We start from the raw sequence: 17,885 nt of genomic DNA, 5'->3' as shown, positions 1-17,885 counted from the left end.
ATTCGACGTCCCTCAACGAAGAACGGACCCCCGCGTGAACACTTCGGACACCCGCCGCACCGCCGACGTCGGCGCCTGGTTCATCGGCGCTCGCGGCTCGCTCGCGACCACGGCCACCCTCGGCATCCACGCCCTCGCCCTGGGCGTCGCGACGCCCGTCGGCCTCACGACCGAGACCGACGCGGTGCGCGTCGACGAGTTCCCCGCGATCGCCGACATCGTCGTCGGCGGACACGACATCTCGTCGACCCCGCTCGAGGAACGCGCGCGTCAGCTCGCCGCCGGCGGGATGTTCCCCGTGGCCCTCGTCGGCGCGGTGGCCGAGCGCCTGCGCGAGACCGAGCAGAACCTCCGCCCCGTCCCCACGATGACGGCGACCCAGCAGGACGAGATCGACCTGCTCGCGGCCGACATCGCCGACTTCCGCGACCGTCACGACCTGCGCGAGGTCGTCGTCATCGACGTCTCGTCCACCGAGCCCCTTCCCCCGTACCACCCCGGATTCGAAGACGACGCCCTCCTGCAGGCGGCCCTGACGACCCCGGGTGTGCGGGTCCTTCCGCCCAGCTCGCGCGCCGCCCTCGCCGCCATCGCGGCCGGAGCCGCCTACGCCGCCTTCACCCCCTCGGCATCCCTCAACCTCCCCGTCCTGCGCGAGCGCGCCGAACGTGCGGGCATCGCGTACGCGGGGCAGGACGGCAAGACCGGCGAGACGCTGCTGCGGACGGTGCTGGCGCCGATGTTCGCCGCCCGCGGGTTCCGGGTGCAGTCCTGGGCCGGCACCAACCTCCTCGGCGGCGGCGACGGCGCGACCCTGGCCGACCCCGAGGCCGTCCGCTCCAAGCTGGTGTCGAAGAACCGCGGTCTGCACGCTCTCGTCGGCGACGACGTCGTCACCCCGCTGCACATCGACAACGTGCCCGACCTCGGCGACGTGAAGACCGCGTGGGACCACGTCAGCGCGACCGGCTTCCTCGGCAGTCGCGTCACGCTGCAGACCACGTGGAGCGCCTACGACTCCGCTCTCGCGGCGCCCCTGGTCATCGACCTCGTCCGAGCGCTGTCTCTCGCGACCCGCGCGGGCCACGCGGGTGTGGTCACCGCCCTCGGCTGCTTCTTCAAGGATCCGTGGGGGAGCGACGTCCACGGCTTCGGCGAGCAGACCGCCCAGTTCGTCTCGTGGGTGCACGAGACCGCCGCCGCCGTCGCGGCAGCCCGGGTCGCCGCACCGTGACCCGGGTCGCGGACCACCTCGACCTCGTCCGCGCCCCCGCCTCGCTCACCGTCCTCGGCGACGCTCTCGTCGGGGCGTTGAGCGCGCGCGGGCCGGGCGGCGACGGTCCCCTGCGCGTCGGCGCGCTCGCGGCCGCGTCGGTCTGCCTGTACAGCGCCGGGATGGCGCTGAACGACTGGGCGGATGCCGACCTCGATGCGCTCGAGCGCCCCGAGCGCCCCATCCCCTCGGGGCGGATCAGCCGCGACCGCGCGCTCGCGGTAGGCGTCGGTCTCACCGCCCTCGGGGTGGGCGCGGCGTTCGCCGCCGGTCGCCGCTCGGGTCTGGTGTCGGTCGCGCTCGCCGGAGCGCTGTGGGCCTACGACACCGTGTTCAAGCCGACGGCGGCCGGTCCGGTCGTCATGGCCGTCTGCCGCGGGCTCGACGTGATGATGGGTGCGGCCGGGCCGGGGTGGCGCTCGGCCCTGGTCCCCGCGGGTGCGGTCGCCGCCCACACGGTCGCCGTCACCGCGATCTCGCGGGGCGAGGTCGACGGGTCGACGGCGACCACCGGTCGCGTCGCCGTGGCCACGAGCGTCGCCGTGGCGGCATCCGGTCTCCTCGGACGCTCGAACCGCTCCGCCGCCGTGCTCGGGGGAGCGCGCTACCTCGCCGCGATCCTGCCCGGCCAGCTGGCGGTCGCTCGTGATCCCGGGGCGGCTCAGGCACGGGACGCCACCCGGGCGGGCATCCGCGCCGTCGTGCCCCTGCAGTCCGCCCTCGCCGCCCGGGCGGGCTCGCCGGTGGCGACCGCGGCCCTGCTGGGCATCGAGACCCTCGGCCGCGTGCTCGGCCGCCGCCGTTCGACGGGAGACATCACATGAGCTGGACCTGGGGATACGGCACCAACGGTTTCACCGACCACCCGCTGCCCTCCGCCCTCGACGTGCTGCAGCATCACGGGTACGGCGCCGTCGCCCTCACCCTCGGCCACCCCCACCTCGACCCCTTCGCCCCCGACTGGCGCGAGCAGAGTGAGGCGCTCGCTGCGGACCTCCGCCGCCGGGGGCTGCGGGTGGTCGTCGAGACGGGCGCACGCTACCTGCTCGACCCCCTGCGCAAGCACCGGCCGACCCTCGTCGACCGCGACGCCGCGTCGCGCATGGCCTTCCTACGGCGGGCGGTCGAGATCGCCGCGATCCTGGATGCCGAGTGCGTCTCGCTGTGGAGCGGGGTCGTGCCCGACGACGTCTCGACCGATCAGGCGCGCGTGCTGCTCGAGGAACGTCTCGTCGAGCTCGCCGCGTTCGCCGCCGACGCCGGCGTCACCCTTGCTCTCGAGCCCGAGCCGGGGATGCTGGTCGAGACCGTGGCCGACGCCCTCGCGCTCCGCGCCCGGCTCGGCCACCCCGCGAACCTCGGCCTCACGGTCGACCTCGGTCACTGCGTGGTGGTCGAGCCCGACGGGGTGGTGGGTGCTCTGCGAGCGGCGGGCCCCTTGCTGCGCAACGTGCAGGCCGACGACATGCTCCCCACCGCGCACGAGCACCTTCCGTTCGGGGAGGGCGAGCTCGACCTGGATGCCGCCCTCTCGACGCTGCGCGAAATCGACTACCGCGGCGTGATCGCGGTGGAGTTGCCGCGGCACGCGCACGCGGCCCCCGAGCTCGCGGCGTCGAGCATGGCGGCGCTGGTCGCGGCGGGGGAGCGCTCGGTCATCGCCCCGACGCGGAGCGCGGTCGAAACCTCGTCCTCCGGGGACGGTCGGCCCCTCCACCCCTGGACCGCCCTCGCCGTCGAGCAGGTGCGCGCGGATGCCGCCCGCGCCGCGCGCCTGTTCGCCGCGGCGGGTCGCGAGGTGGGGCGGGACCCCCGCTCGGCCGCGCCGTTCGCCCCCACCGCCGACGACGTCGCCCGCGCCGCTCTCATCGCGGCCCTGGCCGACAGCGGGGCCGACCCGGCCGTGGTGGTCGCGCTGTACCGCCGCGGCGACGACGCCGAGCGCCGCGGGGTGCTGCGCGGCCTCGACGCGATCATCGCGCCCACCGCCGCCTGGCGCGAGGCCGGTCTGGAGCTCGTCGCGGACGCCCTCCGCGCCAACGACACGCGACTGGTCGCCGCCGCCCTCGGGCGCTTCGCCGCCGATCACCTCGACGACCACGCGTGGCGTCACGGCGTGCTGAAGTGCGTGTTCCTCGGCATCCCCCTCTCGGTCGTCGACGCCCTCGACGCCCGCGCCGACGACGAGCTCGCCGCGATGGCGGAGCGCTTCGCCGCCGAGCGTCGTGCCGCCGGCCGATCCGTGCCCGACGACCTCTCCTTCCTCCGTGCTCGCGAAAGGGCCTGACATGCGCATCTTCGACCCCCACATCCACATGTCCGCCCGCACCACCGACGACTACGAGGCCATGTACGACGCGGGCGTGCGCGCCCTGGTGGAGCCGGCGTTCTGGCTCGGCCAGCCGCGCACGAGCGTGGGGTCATTCCTCGACTACTTCGACGCGCTGATCGGGTGGGAGAGGTTCCGCGCGGCGCAGTTCGGCATCCGCCACCACTGCACGATCGCGCTCAACCCGAAAGAGGCGAACGACGCGCGCTGCCGCGAGGTCATGGCCGAGCTGCCGACGTACCTCGCCAAGGACGGGGTCGTCGCGGTCGGTGAGACCGGCTACGACTCGATGACCCCCGAAGAAGACGAGATCCTGCGCCAACACCTCGCGCTCGGCATCGAGTTCGACCTCCCCGTACTCGTCCACACCCCGCATCGCGACAAGACTGTGGGCACCCGGCGCACGCTCGACGTGGTGGCCGAGTCCGGCATCGCGATGGAGCGCGTGCTCGTCGACCACCTCAACGAGACCTGCGTCGACGCGGTCGCCGACAGCGGCGCCTGGATGGGCTTCTCGATCTACCCCGACACCAAGATGGACGAGCAGCGCGTCGTCGCCATCATGCAGCGCATCGGGCTCGACCGCGTCATCGTGAACTCCGCGGCCGACTGGGGTCGCTCCGACCCGCTCAAGACGGCGAAGACGGGTCTGGCGATGCTCGACGCCGGGTTCAGCGACGACGACGTCGACCGGATCCTGTGGCGCAACCCGCGCGACTTCTACGCGCAGAGCGGGCGCGTGAACACCGACCCGATCGACGGCTTCGCTCCCGCGAGCCAGGGGCCCGAGCTGTTCGCCGGCAACTCCGTGCTGCGCGGTATGGCATCGCGCCAGGGGGCGTGAGGGTGGAGCTGTCGTACTGCACGAACGTCCACCCCGCCGAAGACCTGCCCGGCATCGTCCGCCAGCTCGACGAGCACGCGGGCCCCGTCCGGCGGGCGGCGGGCCTCGAGCGGCTCGGCGTCGGACTGTGGATGCCGGTGGGCGTGGCATCCCTCCTCGCTGACGACCCGCGGGCCCGGGGTGTCCTCGCCGACGCCCTCGCGCGAAACGGGCTGGAGCTGCGCACGGTCAACGCCTTCCCGTACCGCGGGTTCCACGACGACGTCGTGAAGCTCGCGGTGTACCGCCCCGACTGGACCACGCGCGAGCGCCTGGAGTACACGCTCGACTGCGCGCGCGCCCTCGCGGCGCTTCTTCCCACCGGGGCCGAGGGCAGCATCTCGACGCTCCCGCTGGGATGGAGGGAGGGGTGGGATGCCGCGGCCGACCGCGCCGCGGAGGAGCACCTCGCCGGACTCGTGGAGGGCCTCGACGCGCTGGAGCGACGGACGGGCCGGACCGTCCGCGTGGCGATCGAACCCGAGCCGGGCTGCATCCTCGACGACGTCGCCGACGTGGTGGCCTGGCTCGGCGCCCGCCCGCACCTGACCGCCGAGGGCCGTCTCGGGCTGTGCCTGGACACCTGCCACCTCGCGGTGTCGTTCGCCGACCCCGCCGGAGCGGTCGCCGAGGCCGCCGCCGCCGGCATCCGCGTCGTGAAGGTGCAGGCCTCGGTCGCGCTCGAGGTGCCCGACCCCGCCGACCCCCGCACGGTGGACGCGCTGCGGCCCTTCGCCGAGGAACGCTACGTCCACCAGGTGCGCGAGGCCGGGGGTCGACGCTCCGCCGATGACCTGCCCGAGGTGCTCGAGGCCGCCGCGCCGTGGCCGACGGACCGTGCCTGGCGCGTGCACGTCCACATCCCCCTGCACGCGCGTCCCGCAGCCCCCCTCCGCGCCACGACCGAGGTGCTGCTCGCCGCGGTCGACGCGGTCGTCGAGACCCCCGGCGGCGGTGACGCCCACCTCGACGTCGAGACCTACACCTGGTCGGTGCTGCCCGACGAACTGCAGCCCGAAACGCTCGTCGGCGGGATCGCGGCCGAACTGCGCTGGGCGCACGCGCACCTGCCGCGCGCTGTCGCCGGGGTGCTGGCATCCCGAATCGACGAAAGGAGCCTGGTATGAGCAAGGTCCTGCTGCTGGACATCGTGGGGCTCACCCCGCGCGCACTCGCCGCGATGCCCCGACTCACCGCGCTCGCCCGCGCCGGTGGGCACCTGGGGCTCGACACGATCCTCCCGGCCGTCACGTGCAGCGTGCAGTCGACCATGCTCACCGGCACGATGCCGCGCGAGCACGGGATCGTCGGCAACGGTTGGCACTTCCGCGGCCTCGGCGACCCTCTCCTGTGGCGCCAGCACAACAAGCTCGTCGCCGGAGAGAAGGTGTGGGAGACCGCGCGGCGCTCGCGCCCCGAGCTGACCACGGCCAACCTCGGCTGGTGGTTCGCGATGGGGGCGACGACCGACATCACCGTGACCCCGCGCCCGATCTACCACGCTGACGGGCGCAAGAGCCCCGACGCGTACGTCCGACCCGCGGCCCTGCACGACCAGCTGGTCGGGGCGCTGGGCGAGTTCCCCCTGTTCCAGTACTGGGGCCCGACCGCGACGATCCAGAGCAGCGCGTGGCTCGCCGAGGCGACGCGCGGCGTGATCACCGAGCGGTGGGGTCCGGCGCCCGACCTGGCGATGGCGTACCTGCCGCATCTCGACTACGACCTTCAACGCTTCGGCCCGAACGGCCCCGAAGCCGAGCGCGCGGCGCGCGAGCTCGACGACGCGATCGCGCCCCTGCTGACCGATGCGCTCGACCGCGGGTACAGCGTCGTCGCGGTGTCGGAGTACGGCATCGAACAGGCCTCGTGCCCCGTCGACGTCAACCGCGCCCTGCGCCGCGAGGGACTGCTCGAGGTGTACGTGCAGGACGGCCGCGAACAACTCGACCCGTGGACCTCGCGCGCGTTCGCCGTGGCCGACCATCAGGTCGCTCACGTGTACGTTCCGGATGCCGCCGACCTCCCCCGCGTGACGGCGCTGCTGCGCGGACTCGAGGGTGTCGACGAGGTTCTCGACCGCGACGCGCAGGCGCGGTACGGCCTGGACCACGAGCGCTCCGGCGAACTGGTGGTGGTGGCCGAGCCCGGCGCCTGGTTCACCTACTACTTCTGGCTCGACGACGAGCGCGCCCCGGAGTACGCGCGGGGCGTCGACATCCACCGCAAGCCCGGATACGACCCCGCCGAGCTGTTCTTCGACCCCGCCGACCGTCTCGCCAAGGCCAAGGCAGGCGCGAACCTCGTGAAGAAGAAGCTGGGCCTGCGCTACGCGATGAGCACGGTGCCGCTCGACCCCTCGTGCGTCCGCGGGACGCACGGACGCCTGTCGTCGACGCGGCGCGACGGACCGATGCTCGTGTCGAGCGACGCCGGCCTGCTGCCCGACGCCGAGTCGCTGCCCGCCGCGGGCGTCCGCGACCTGGTGCTGCGCGGCCTGGGGGTCTGACCCGGCGGGACACAACGCAGGAGTCTCGGACTCGAGCCCCGTCCCGCGCCCGCCAGAGGCGGTGTCGCCGGGGCGGATCTCCTGCGTCGTGTCGCGGGGAGCAAGGGCGCTTCGGCGCCCCCCTCAGGCCCCGCCCGGGCAGACGGAAGGGCCGGATGCCTCGGCATCCGGCCCTTCTTTTCGCTTCCGACCGATCCCCCCCGGATCAGCGCTGGCTGAACGCCGCGTCGAACGCCGCCCCGGAGGGCTCGTACGACGACAGCTTCCGCACGAATCCGAGCGCCTCGGGCGCTCCGACCAGGCGGTCCATGCCCGCGTCCTCCCACTCGACCGACAGCGGCCCGTCGTAGCCGATGGCGTTGAGCATGCGGAAGGCGTCCTCCCACGGCACATCGCCGTGCCCGGTCGAGATGAAGTCCCACCCGCGGCGCGGGTCGGCCCATGGCAGGTGCGACGACAGGCGTCCGTTGCGGCCGTTGCCGAGACGCTTCTTCGTGTCCTTGCAGTGCACGTGGAAGATCTTGTCCTGGAAGTCCCACAGGAACGCGACCGGATCGATGTCCTGCCACACCATGTGCGAGGGATCCCAGTTCAACCCGAACGCCTCGCGGTGCCCGATGGCCTCGAGAGCCCGCTGGGTCGTCCAGTAGTCGTAGGCGATCTCGGAGGGGTGCACCTCGTGGGCGAAACGCACGCCGACCTCGTCGAACACGTCAAGGATCGGGTTCCAACGGTCCGCGAAGTCCTGGTATCCGGCATCCACCATCTGCTCGGTGGCGGGCGGGAACATCGCGACGTACTTCCAGATGCTCGAGCCGGTGAAGCCCGTGACCGTCTTGACGCCCAGCTTCGCGGCGAGGCGCGCGGTGTTCTTCAGCTCTTCGGCGGCGCGCTGACGCACGCCCTCGGGGTCGCCGTCGCCCCACACCCGGTCTGACACGATGTCGCGGTGACGCTGGTCGATGGGGTCGTCGCAGACGACCTGGCCCTTGAGGTGGTTCGAGATGGTCCACACCTTCAGGCCGTTGCGCTCGAGCACGTCGAGCTTGCCCTGCACGTAGGCCTCGTCGTCCCAGCGCCAAGGGTCGAGGTGGTCCCCCCAGCAGGCGATCTCGAGGCCGTCGTAGCCCCACTCGCCGGCGAGACGGGCCACCTCCTCGAAGGGGAGGTCGGCCCACTGGCCGGTGAAGAGGGTGATCGGTCGCGTCATCGCGGCGTCCTTTCGTCGGTGCGGTTCCGGGATCGGATTCAGGATGCCGCGAACGCGCGGCCCCCGGAAGAAGCGGTGGCCAGGTCGGCATCGACGCCGGTCCAGACGCCGTCGGCCTCGGAGCTGCGAGCGACGGCGTCGAGCACCTCCTGCACGTGCAGGCCGTCGGCGAACGAGGGGGTCGGGGCGGCTCCGGCGGCGACGGCCTCGACGAAGTCCTTCGCCTGGTGCGAGAAGCCGTGCTCGTAGCCGAGCATGTGACCGGTGGGCCACCACGCGGCGACGTACGGGTGCTCGGGTTCGGTGACGAGGATCCGACGGAAGCCCTGCTCGGCGGCGGGGAGCGTGGCGTCGTAGAACTGCAGTTCGTTCGGGCTCTCGAGGTCGAACGACAGCGAGCCGAGGGATCCGGCGACCTCGATCCGCAGGGCGTTCTTGCGGCCGAGGCGGAAGCGCGAGGCCTCGAACGAGGCGAGGGCGCCGCTCTCGAGGCGACCGGTGAACAGGGCGAGGTCGTCGACCGTGACGGCCCCGCGTTCGGTGCCCGCGGAACCGGAGAGCCCGGTCGAGGAGGCGAGGACGGGACGCTCGTCGACGATCGTCTCGAGGATGCCGGCGACGCGGCTCACGCGCTGCCCGGCGATGAACTCGGTGAGGTCAACGGCGTGGGCGCCGATGTCGCCGAGGGCGCCGGATCCGGCGCGGTCCTTCTGCAGGCGCCACGTGAGCGGGGCCTCGGCGTCGCTCAGCCAGTCCTGGAGGTATTCGGCGCGCACCTGGCGGATGTCGCCGAGGCGGCCCGCGGCGACGAGGTCGCGGGCGAAGGTCGTGGCGGGAAGACGCCGGTACGTGAAGCCGACCATCGAGCGGATGCCGCTGTCTGCGGCGGACGAGGCGGCCTCGGCCATGCGCCGGGCCTCGTCGACGGTGTTGGCGAGGGGCTTCTCGCACAGGACGTGCTTGCCGGCGGCGAGGGCGGCGATCGCGATCTCGGCGTGCGAGTCGCCGGGGGTGACGATGTCGACGACGTCGATGTCGGAGCGGTGGATGACCTCGCGCCAGTCCGTCGCGCTCTCCTGCCAGCCCCAGGTCTCGGCGGCGGCCTGCGTGCGGGCCGCGTCGCGCCCGACGAGCACGCTCATCTCGGGGGCGAGGGGGAGGTCGAAGAAACGAGGGGCGACGCGCCATCCCTGGGAATGCGCGGCGCCCATGAATCCCGCACCGATCATGGCGATGCGAAGGGGCTGGGTCACGATGACGTCTTTCTGTGGGGGGACGGGGGACGGGGCGCCCGCGACGAACGCGGACGCCCCGGACCGGGTCAGGACTGGAACGAGAGGTCGATGAAGGACGCGACGTTGTCCTTCGTCACCACGGGGGCGTCCAACACGATGCGGTTGGGGACGCTGGGCGTGATGAGGTCACCGGCGGTCTTGCCCTGCGCGATCAGGCGCGCCAGGGCGATGCCGTCGGCGGCCTGCGTCGACGGGTAGATGACCGTGGCCTTCAGGACGCTGTCGTCGGCCTGGATGGACTCCATCGCGTTCCGGCTGCCCGCGCCGCCGACCATGATGAACTCGTCGCGACCGGCTGCCGTGATGGCGGCGAGCACGCCGATGCCCTGGTCGTCGTCGTGGTTCCAGATGGCGTCGATCTTCGGGTTCGCCGACAGCAGCTGCGAGGTCGAGGCCTCGCCGCCCTGGACGGTGAAGTCCGCGGCGACGCGGGGTCCGACCTTCAGGCCGCAGTCCGACAGGGCATCGGCGAAGCCCGCCGAGCGGTCCTGCGTGAGCGGCAGGGAGTCGATGCCCGCGATCTCGCCGACGACGGCACTGCTGTTGCCCTCGAGCTGCGAGCAGATGTACGTGCCGGCGCTGACGCCCATGCCGTAGTTGTCGCCCAGGATGGTCGAGCGGGCGGCGAAGGGGCTCGAGAACTCGCGGTCGACGTTGATCACGGGGATGCCCGCGTTCATCGCCTTGATCGCGACCTCGGTGAGGGCGGCGCCGTCGCTCGGCAGGAGCACGATGGCGTCGACGCCGTCGTTGATGAAGGTCTCGACGGCCGCGATCTGCGCGTTGACGTCGTTCGTCCCCTCGGCGACCTTGAGGTCGACGTCGGGGAAGCTTTCGGCGGCGGCGAGCGCACCCGAGTTGATGGCGCCGAGCCACCCGTGGTCGGCGGCGGGGCCCGAGAACCCGATGGTGACGGTGTCACCGGCGGCGGCGTTCTCTTCGGTCGTGGTGCCCTGGTCGACGACGTTCTGGCTGTCGCCGCCCGAGCCGGTGCAGCCGGCGAGAAGGCCGACCGAGGCGACGACGGCGATACCGGTCAGGACGAGTCGCGAACGCGACTTCCACTGTGAGCGCATGTTTCCTCCTTGAAATGTGATGCAGCTGGGGTCATCGCGGCCCCGGGTCATTCCGGAAGGAAGGGTCCACTCTGACGTGGCTCACGCTAGCAGAAGTGTCGGTTGATTGAGCATCTTTTGTTTTTTAAGCCGCATAAGTCGGCGCTCACGCTGATTCCGACAGGAGAGCGCTCGCGCGCATGCGGGAGGCGGCTTCCCGGCGCGGCGCCGAATTCGGGTCGCGCGACGGTGAGGCGGCGTGTTATGTTCGCCGCGTGATCAAAGTTGACCATCAGTCGTCATTACTCACCGTCCGAGGCGTGACCAAGTCCTTCGCCGGCGTCCGCGCCCTGCGCGGTGTCGATCTCGACATCGTCGCCGGTGAGGTGCACTGCGTGCTGGGCCAGAACGGCGCGGGCAAGTCGACTCTCATCAAGACCCTCGCCGGAGTGCACCGCCCCGACGAGGGAGAGATCGTGTGGCTCGGCGAGAACGTCGAGATCGCCGACCCCGATGCGGCCATCGACCTCGGCATCGCGACGATGTACCAGGAGCTCGACGTCGTCGACGGCCTCACGATCGCCGAGAACATCTTCCTCGGGCACGAGCTCGCGCGCGGTGGCTTCACGCAGCGCGCCGAAGCCGCCCGGCAGACCCGCGAGCTGCTGCGCCGTCTCGGGCACGCCAACCTCTCTCCGAACGCCGAGGTCGGCTCGCTCAGCGCCGCCAACAAGCAGATCGTCAGCATGGCGCGCGCGCTGTCGCACGACATCAAGCTGATCATCATGGACGAGCCCTCGGCCGTCCTCGACACCGAAGAGGTCAAGAACCTCTTCGCCGTCGTGCGCGAGCTCACCGCCGCGGGCATCGCCGTCGTCTACATCACGCACCGCCTCGAAGAGATCCGCGAGATCGGCGACCGCATCACCGTCCTGAAGGACGGGCGGACCACCGCGGTCGGTCTCTCCGCCGCCGACACCCCGAAGGCCGAACTCATCCGGCTCATGACCGGGCGCGAGGTGGCCAACGTCTTCCCCGAGCGTGTGCCCGTGGCATCCGATGCCCCCGTCGTCCTCGACGTGCAGGGACTCGGACTCGACGGGGTCTTCTCCGACGTGTCGTTCTCGGTGCGCGCCGGTGAGGTGGTGGGGCTCGCCGGACTTGTCGGCTCGGGTCGATCCGAGATCCTCGAGACGGTCTACGGGGCGCGACGCTCGAACGCCGGCTCCGTGCGCGTCCGTGACAAGGTCCTTCCCCGCGGGTCGGTCCGCGCCGCGGTCGGCGCGGGCATCGGTCTGTCGCCCGAGGAGCGCAAGAGCCAGGGGCTCGTGCTCGACGAGCCGATCTTCGTCAACATCGCGCTGGCCTCCATGAAGCGCTTCGCCAAGGGCGGGTTCCTCGACGACCGCGCCGCGCGCAAGGTCGCCCGCGAACAGATCGACGCCTTCGAGCTGCGCCCGGCCGATCCCGATCGTCCCGCGCGCACCCTGTCCGGCGGCAACCAGCAGAAGATCCTGCTCGCCCGCTGGCTCGTGCACGGCACCGAGGTGCTGCTGCTCGACGAACCCACCCGTGGCGTCGACGTCGGCGCCCGCGCCGAAATCTACGCCCTCATCCGCGATCTCGCCGCCGCAGGCAACGCGGTCGTCGTCGTCTCGAGCGAGATCGAAGAAGTCCTCGGCCTCGCCGATGTCGTCCTCGTCGTCGCCGACGGTCGCATCCTGAGCACCCTCCCCTCCCACCAGATCGACGAGCACGGCGTGCTCGATCTCGTCATGAAAGGATCCGCCGCGTGAGCGAGCCGACCACCCCGACCCGTGCACGCACGGTCCCCACCGAGACCGGGGCCGTCGCGGCTCCCGCTCCCGAGCCCGCTTGGCGCCGCTTCCTCTCCGGATCGGCCGGCCGCAACATCGGCCTCGTCGTCGCGCTGCTGGTCATCGTCATCGTCGGCGCCATCACCGCGCCCGGGTCGTTCACGAGCGTCGACAACCTGCTCGTCATCCTCCGCCAGGCCTCGATCATCGGCGTCATCAGCATCGGCATGACCCTCGTGATCATCGCGGGCGGCATCGACCTGTCGGTCGGCTCGGTCATGGGCCTCGCCTCCGTGGTCGCGACCCTCGCCGCCGTGCAGGATCTCGCCGACAACCTGCACTGGAGCGTCATGGTCGTCATCGCCCTCGCGGTGGGCGTGGGCGCCGGCCTCATCAATGGCATCGTCATCGCGTACGGCAACGTCGTGGCCTTCATGGCGACCCTCGCCATGCTCGTCGGCGCGCGCGGCCTGGCCGAGATCCTGGCCGAGCGTCGCACGCTCGTCGTGCAGGACCGCGGCTTCATCACCTTCATGAACGCCGACATCCTCGGCGTCGACATCCTGATCTGGATCTTCGCCATCGTGGCGGCCCTCGGCTGGGTGCTGTTGAACCGCACCACCTTCGGGCGTCGCACCGTGGCCGTCGGCGGCAACCGCGAGGCCGCGCGCCTGGCCGGCATCGACGTGCGTCGGCACACGATGTGGCTGTACGCGATCACGGGTCTGTGCGCCGGTATCGCAGCCGTCATGATCCTCGGCCGCACGACGGCGGGCACCTCGACCCACGGTCAGCTGTACGAGTTGGACGCCATCGCCGCGGTCGTGGTGGGCGGCACGCTCCTCGTCGGTGGCCGGGGCACGATCACCGGTACGGTGTTCGGCGTCCTCATCTTCGCGACGTTGTCGAACGTGTTCATCCAGAACAATCTCTCGTCTTCCGTACAGGCGGTGGCGAAAGGTGTCATCATCGTGGTCGCGGTGCTCCTGCAGCAGCGCTTCTCCCGTCCTCCGGGACGGGGCTGACGACCCCTTATGCCGACGGCGGCTGCGTGATTCGCGTAGTCGCCGTCGGTATGTGGATGGAATGCATTGCTACTAATGGTGTACTGAGGGCGTGAAGAGGATGACGACAGATTCCGTGCAGTCGGTCAACGGCGTGAGCCAGTTGTTCCAGCTGCTGCGAGACGGCGTACCGCGTACGCGAGCGGAGCTGGCCAAGTCGACCGGCCTCGCCCGATCGACGGTCGCCGTGCGCGTCGACGAACTCATGCGCATGGGCCTCATCACCCCCGTCGCCGACGCGGTGTCCACCGGCGGACGGCCGCCGTCGCAGTTCGCGATCAACCCCGCGGCCAAGGTCGTCGTCGCCGTCGACCTCGGTGCCTCGCACGCGACGGTCGCGATCGCCGACCTCACCGGCAAGGTGCTCAGCGAGCGCACCGGCGACATCGACATCGCCACGGGTCCCGAGCCCGTGCTCACCTGGCTCGTCGAGACCGCGACGGCGCTGCTCTCGGAGTCGGGCCGCTCCACCTCCGACGTGGCCGCGATGGGCATCGGCGTCCCCGGCCCCGTCGAGCACTCCACCGGACAGCCGGTGAACCCCCCGATCATGCCCGGCTGGGATCGCTTCGACATCCCCGGCTGGATCTACCAGCACATGCCGGTTCCCGTCCTCGTCGACAACGACGTCAACATCATGGCGCTGGGCGAGCGCAGCATCGCCTGGCCCGCCGTCGACCACTTCATGTTCGTGAAGGTCGCCACCGGCATCGGCACCGGCATCATCTCCGACGGTCACCTGCAGCGCGGAGCCCAGGGCATCGCCGGCGACATCGGTCACGTTCAGGTCGCGCGCGGCGCCGACATCCCGTGCCAGTGCGGCAATCGCGGATGCCTCGAGGCCTTGGCATCCGGTCCCGCGATCGCGCGCGCGCTGCGCGCGCAGGGCATCGACGCGCACACCGGCTCCGACGTGGTCGACCTCGTCAAGCGCGGCAACATCGACGCGATCCAGGCCGTGCGCCAGGCGGGTCGTGACATCGGCGAGGTGCTCACGACGTGCGTGAGCCTGATGAACCCCTCGGTGATCGCGATCGGCGGGTCCATGGCGCGCGTGGGCGAGCATCTCATCGCGGGCGTCCGCGAGGTCGTGTACACGCGCTCCACGCCGCTGGCCACCGAGTACCTCTCGATCGTCCAGTCGGTCGCCGCCGAGAAGGCCGCCGTGATCGGTGCGAGCATGCTCGCGGTCGAGCATGCTCTCGCCCCCGAGTCGCTGAACGCCGCGTTCCTCCGCGCCTGACCCGCGACGGGTCGCTGCCGCCGCACGACTCCTGCAGATCGGACGGTTCCGCGCCGTCGGTGGGCCGCGGGCGCGCGATATGCAGGAGTCGTGCGCGCGTGCCGGGGTTCCCGACTGGGCCGGCCGGCGGGGCCGCTGCGCCGTGCCGGGGCGGTGGCGCGTGCACAACTCCTGCAGATGGGCGGGTTTCGCGGCCCCGGGGGCCACGGTCGCGCGATGCGCAGGAGTTGTGCACCCGAGCCGGGGTTGTCGGTCCGCCGGGTGGGTGGTGAGCCGGTCCGGCGCGTACGGCGGCGCACCGTTTCCCCGACAGGCCGATTCCGGATGCCGGGACTTCGGCGCGTCGCGGATTTCCCCGCGGTCGTGCCCGGTGCGGGGCCCGTCCCCCCCCGTGGCGGGACGCAGGACATCCGGGGGCGGCGGGCCATCGGGCCGGGGGGAGACGCCCCGACCGGGTCGGTGTTCCTGCGTTGTGGCCGCGGCGGGCCGGGCCGGGCCGGGCCGGGCCAGGCCGGGCCAGGCCTGGCGTGCGCGGGCCCGGGAGGTGGGCGGGGCCAGCGCACGAGGAACGCCCGCCGTGCACGAGCACGGCGGGCGTCGTCGATCGCTCGCGGCGCGGAGTGTCCCTCTCCACGCCGCGAGCGGGTCTCAGGGCGACCGGCGCGAGGCGCGGGTCGGGGCGGGGGAGGGAGCCTCGGGGACTCCCTCCGTGTCGGCCACGCCGCCGGCGGGCACCGGCTCGCGCTCGGCGGCCGCACCCGTCGCGGCGCCGGGCCCAGCGGCATCCGTTCCGTCCGCATCCGCTCGCGCGGCAGCCACGGCGGCGGCGATCTGCCGGGCGTGGGCCGCTCGACGGCGCCGGGCGGCGATGACGCGCCAGGCCACGAGCAGGGCGATCACGGCGAGGATCGCGAGCGCCGTCCACGGCACGGCGGCCGTGGCGGCCGCGCCCTGCGACACGAGGGGATCGAGGGTCGACGGCTCCGCGCCGGCCAGCGTGCGCGAGACGACCTGCGAGGTGGCGGTGACGTCGGCCGACAGCAGCACGAGGGGGACGACCCCGGGGACCTCGACCGTGCGCTTCAGCGAGCTGCCGGGGAGCAGCTCGGGGGCGTCGTCGGCCGCGGTCACGCGCGCCCAGCCGAACGGCCCGCCGAGGGCGACCTCGACGTTCGGGTCGAGGCGCGTGTTGCCGGTGTTGGTCAGGGTGTAGCCCACGGTCGCGGATCCCGTCTCGGCGGGGTTCGCGGTGCCGTGGTAGTCGACGACGACGTCGCCGATCGCGAGGGAGGGGACGAGGTCGCCCTGCACGCGGAGGTGCACGCGCGAGCCCAGGCGACGTTCGGTGACGGTGCCGTTGTCGGCGGTCACGAGCATGGATGCCACGATGCCGGCCGCGTAATCGCCCGGGGCGGCGTCGGCGGGCACGGTGACGGTGAAGGGGACCTCGGCGCTCGCGCCGCTGTCGAGGGTGAGCTCGGGGGATGCGATCGAGACCCAGCTGCCGAGGTCGGTGGATTCCGCGTCCCCGGCGAGGATGTCGAGGGCTCCGTCGTCGGTGAGGAAGCCGTCGGCGGCGTACACGCGCAGGGTGATCGGCTGGGGGCTGCGGTTCGCGACGTACAGGGCGTCGCCGACCGTGCCACCGGGCATCAGGTCGTAGGCGTAGTTGGGCCGGTCGCGTCCTTGCGCGGTGTCGGCGGGTTTGACGCTCCACGTGACCGTGGTGTCGGGGGAGGGGGCGGCCGCCGCGGAGGCGGCGAGCGGGCTGGCCAGCAGCAGCGCGAGGCCGGTGAGGAACGACAGGAGCAATCGGAGCGGACGGGAAGTGGTCTTCGCCTGGGACATGGGCGTGGCTTTCGTGTGGAAGGGATCCCGTCGGGGCCGCGCCCTCGAGGGGCGCGACCCCGACGGGGAGGGGGTCAGCTGAGGGCGGTCAGCGTCACGGTCGCGGTGTAGGTGCCGCGGGGGGTCTCGAGCGGGAGCTTGAGATCCAGGTCGGCGCCCACGAGCGAGCTGCCTCGCTCATGGCCGTCGTTCGCCTGCGCGAGGGTGCGGGCGACCGAGAGGCCCTGGCCGCTGTCGAAGCCCGAGGGCACGGGGGCCCCGGCGACGGCGCCGCCCTGCGTCTCGAGCACCTCGGGCGTCCAGCCGAGGTACTTGCTCGACACCTCCTGGCCGTCGGCGGCGAAGTTCGACACCTGCGCGGTCAGGGACCAGCCGGGGTTGCCGGCCCGGGTGTCCTGGACGCGGATCGGGACGATCTCGCCCGCCGCTGCGTAGTGGTCGAGGTTCTCGGTCGCCACTCCGAGGTCGACGAGGCGCGAGGTGCCCTCGATCGACCAGGTGAGCTCGCCCGAGCCCTGGCCGGGGACGGTCACCGCGATCGACTGGTCACCCGCGGAAGGGGCGGTCGGAGCCTCACCCGTGTAGTCGCCGGTGGTCGAGCCGGCGCGCACGCCCGCTCCGAACGCCGCCGCCGGGGTGTTCCCGTCGAGGGCGAGAGCCCCGTACACGGTGGTGTTCGCCACGCGCAGGTTCGCGGTGTTCCCGGTGAGCGAGAGGCCCCCGCCGATCGAGTTGGCGAAGGCGTCGGAGCCGCCGTCGGCCGTCGCGCCGATCAGCACGTCGCGCGAGCTGCCGCTCACGGTGACGTCGCCCTTGACGACGGCGCCGGTCATGGACACGCCCCAGTCCGAGCCGTCGATCGAGACGTCCGCACCGACCGACGTGCGCACGACGTCGACGTAGGTGGCCTGCTGCGTGAGCAGCGAGCCCGAGATCGCGCTGTCGACGACCTCGACGTCGATGCCGCCGGCTTCCACCGAGCCCCCGACCTTCAGGTCGTTGACGTAGAGGAAGCCGACGGTGGTGTCGGCGGAGTAGGCGCTGACGTCGCCGGCGACGCTCGTGCCGTCGAGCGAGACGCCGTACGCGTCGGTGGCGACGACGTCTCCGGTGACCGTGACCGAGGTGGCATCCAGCCATCCCCCGGCCTCGACGACGATGTCGCCCTCGACGGTCGCGCCGCCGAGGACGCAGTCCGCTCCTCCCGGGACGATGAGGTTGCCCGAGACGGTCTGGCTGCCCAGGTCGTCGGTGCAGGTGAGGTCGGCCGCGTACGCGGGGACCGCGACCACGCTGCCCCCGATGACGAGGAGTCCGACGGTGGTCAGTTTCGTGATTCTGTTCATCAGTTCTTCCTCGTCG

Annotated in this window: 14 protein-coding genes; 9 read left to right on the top strand and 5 right to left on the bottom strand. The window is 72.2% G+C overall.

Going from position 1 to position 17,885, the window contains the following annotated elements:
- Positions 1–34: 34 nt before the first annotated feature.
- From AB6V31_RS00585 to AB6V31_RS00560, 6 genes are read left to right on the top strand one after another with little or no spacing between them, the layout of a single operon-like run.
- A complete protein-coding gene (locus tag AB6V31_RS00585) occupies positions 35–1,234 on the top strand; it encodes an inositol-3-phosphate synthase (RefSeq protein ID WP_369363369.1) in 1,200 nt (399 codons plus the stop codon).
- On the top strand, positions 1,231–2,097 hold the full coding sequence (locus AB6V31_RS00580) for an SCO3242 family prenyltransferase (protein ID WP_369363367.1): 867 nt from the start codon (positions 1,231–1,233) through the stop codon (positions 2,095–2,097). Before AB6V31_RS00585 ends, AB6V31_RS00580 begins: the two co-directional genes overlap by 4 nt.
- Positions 2,094–3,560 carry an EboA domain-containing protein gene (locus AB6V31_RS00575; RefSeq protein WP_369363365.1) on the top strand — a complete coding sequence of 489 codons (1,467 nt, stop codon included), beginning with the start codon at positions 2,094–2,096 and terminating at the stop codon, positions 3,558–3,560. The genes AB6V31_RS00580 and AB6V31_RS00575 overlap by 4 nt, the downstream gene beginning before the upstream one ends.
- 1 nt (position 3,561) lies before the next feature.
- Positions 3,562–4,446 (top strand): TatD family hydrolase, encoded by an 885-nt coding sequence (locus tag AB6V31_RS00570; RefSeq protein ID WP_074694745.1) that lies wholly within the window; start codon positions 3,562–3,564, stop codon positions 4,444–4,446.
- 2 nt (positions 4,447–4,448) lie between these two features.
- Positions 4,449–5,612, top strand: a complete 1,164-nt coding sequence (eboE, locus tag AB6V31_RS00565; RefSeq protein WP_369363363.1) for a metabolite traffic protein EboE — start codon at positions 4,449–4,451, stop codon at positions 5,610–5,612.
- Entirely contained in the window at positions 5,609–6,991 is a 1,383-nt protein-coding gene (locus AB6V31_RS00560) for an alkaline phosphatase family protein (protein ID WP_369363361.1), read from the top strand. The genes eboE and AB6V31_RS00560 overlap by 4 nt, the downstream gene beginning before the upstream one ends.
- A 205-nt stretch (positions 6,992–7,196) precedes the next feature.
- Here AB6V31_RS00560 and AB6V31_RS00555 read toward each other — a convergent pair whose 3' ends face one another.
- The 3 genes from AB6V31_RS00555 to AB6V31_RS00545 all read right to left on the bottom strand — a co-directional run bounded on the left by AB6V31_RS00555 (position 7,197) and on the right by AB6V31_RS00545 (position 10,572).
- On the bottom strand, positions 7,197–8,201 hold the full coding sequence (locus tag AB6V31_RS00555) for a sugar phosphate isomerase/epimerase (protein ID WP_056224414.1): 1,005 nt from the start codon (positions 8,199–8,201) through the stop codon (positions 7,197–7,199).
- A 38-nt stretch (positions 8,202–8,239) separates the two neighbouring features.
- Positions 8,240–9,430 (bottom strand): Gfo/Idh/MocA family protein, encoded by a 1,191-nt coding sequence (locus AB6V31_RS00550; RefSeq protein ID WP_369364111.1) that lies wholly within the window; start codon positions 9,428–9,430, stop codon positions 8,240–8,242.
- 92 nt (positions 9,431–9,522) lie between these two features.
- On the bottom strand, positions 9,523–10,572 hold the full coding sequence (locus tag AB6V31_RS00545) for a substrate-binding domain-containing protein (RefSeq protein WP_056224412.1): 1,050 nt from the start codon (positions 10,570–10,572) through the stop codon (positions 9,523–9,525).
- 299 nt (positions 10,573–10,871) lie between these two features.
- Here AB6V31_RS00545 and AB6V31_RS00540 point away from each other — a divergent pair, with 299 nt between their 5' ends.
- The 3 genes from AB6V31_RS00540 to AB6V31_RS00530 all read left to right on the top strand — a co-directional run bounded on the left by AB6V31_RS00540 (position 10,872) and on the right by AB6V31_RS00530 (position 14,675).
- Complete coding sequence (locus AB6V31_RS00540) at positions 10,872–12,347, top strand: sugar ABC transporter ATP-binding protein (RefSeq protein WP_369363358.1); 1,476 nt, start codon at positions 10,872–10,874, stop codon at positions 12,345–12,347.
- Positions 12,344–13,393: an ABC transporter permease gene (locus AB6V31_RS00535; protein ID WP_056224409.1), complete on the top strand. Its 1,050-nt coding sequence runs from the start codon at positions 12,344–12,346 to the stop codon at positions 13,391–13,393. The genes AB6V31_RS00540 and AB6V31_RS00535 overlap by 4 nt, the downstream gene beginning before the upstream one ends.
- 100 nt (positions 13,394–13,493) lie before the next feature.
- Positions 13,494–14,675, top strand: a complete 1,182-nt coding sequence (locus AB6V31_RS00530) for an ROK family transcriptional regulator (RefSeq protein WP_056224407.1) — start codon at positions 13,494–13,496, stop codon at positions 14,673–14,675.
- Positions 14,676–15,323: 648 nt separating this feature from the next.
- On the opposite strand, the gene AB6V31_RS00525 is transcribed toward AB6V31_RS00530, so the two are convergent.
- Positions 15,324–16,523, bottom strand: a complete 1,200-nt coding sequence (locus tag AB6V31_RS00525) for a DUF916 domain-containing protein (protein ID WP_369363356.1) — start codon at positions 16,521–16,523, stop codon at positions 15,324–15,326.
- Positions 16,524–16,597: 74 nt separating this feature from the next.
- A complete protein-coding gene (locus AB6V31_RS00520; protein WP_369363354.1) occupies positions 16,598–17,869 on the bottom strand; it encodes a hypothetical protein in 1,272 nt (423 codons plus the stop codon).
- Between the last annotated feature and the right edge of the window lie 16 nt (positions 17,870–17,885).

It is taken from the genome of Microbacterium sp. 16-032, assembly GCF_041079455.1.
Lineage (GTDB): Bacteria > Actinomycetota > Actinomycetes > Actinomycetales > Microbacteriaceae > Microbacterium > Microbacterium testaceum_A.
The sequence above is the reverse complement of the archived record's forward strand: the minus strand, read 5'-3'. Positions and strand labels throughout refer to the sequence as shown.

What these genes read in the sequence shown, in the direction of transcription:
- AB6V31_RS00575 (WP_369363365.1), top strand. Translation starts at nt 2,094, where the DNA reads ATGAGCTGGACCTGGGGATACGGCACCAACGGTTTCACCGACCACCCG.
- AB6V31_RS00570 (WP_074694745.1), top strand. Translation starts at nt 3,562, where the DNA reads ATGCGCATCTTCGACCCCCACATCCACATGTCCGCCCGCACCACCGAC.
- AB6V31_RS00560 (WP_369363361.1), top strand. Translation starts at nt 5,609, where the DNA reads ATGAGCAAGGTCCTGCTGCTGGACATCGTGGGGCTCACCCCGCGCGCA.
- AB6V31_RS00555 (WP_056224414.1), bottom strand. Translation starts at nt 8,201, where the DNA reads ATGACGCGACCGATCACCCTCTTCACCGGCCAGTGGGCCGACCTCCCC.
- AB6V31_RS00550 (WP_369364111.1), bottom strand. Translation starts at nt 9,430, where the DNA reads ATGATCGGTGCGGGATTCATGGGCGCCGCGCATTCCCAGGGATGGCGC.
- AB6V31_RS00545 (WP_056224412.1), bottom strand. Translation starts at nt 10,572, where the DNA reads ATGCGCTCACAGTGGAAGTCGCGTTCGCGACTCGTCCTGACCGGTATC.
- AB6V31_RS00530 (WP_056224407.1), top strand. Translation starts at nt 13,494, where the DNA reads ATGACGACAGATTCCGTGCAGTCGGTCAACGGCGTGAGCCAGTTGTTC.
- AB6V31_RS00525 (WP_369363356.1), bottom strand. Translation starts at nt 16,523, where the DNA reads ATGTCCCAGGCGAAGACCACTTCCCGTCCGCTCCGATTGCTCCTGTCG.
- AB6V31_RS00520 (WP_369363354.1), bottom strand. Translation starts at nt 17,869, where the DNA reads ATGAACAGAATCACGAAACTGACCACCGTCGGACTCCTCGTCATCGGG.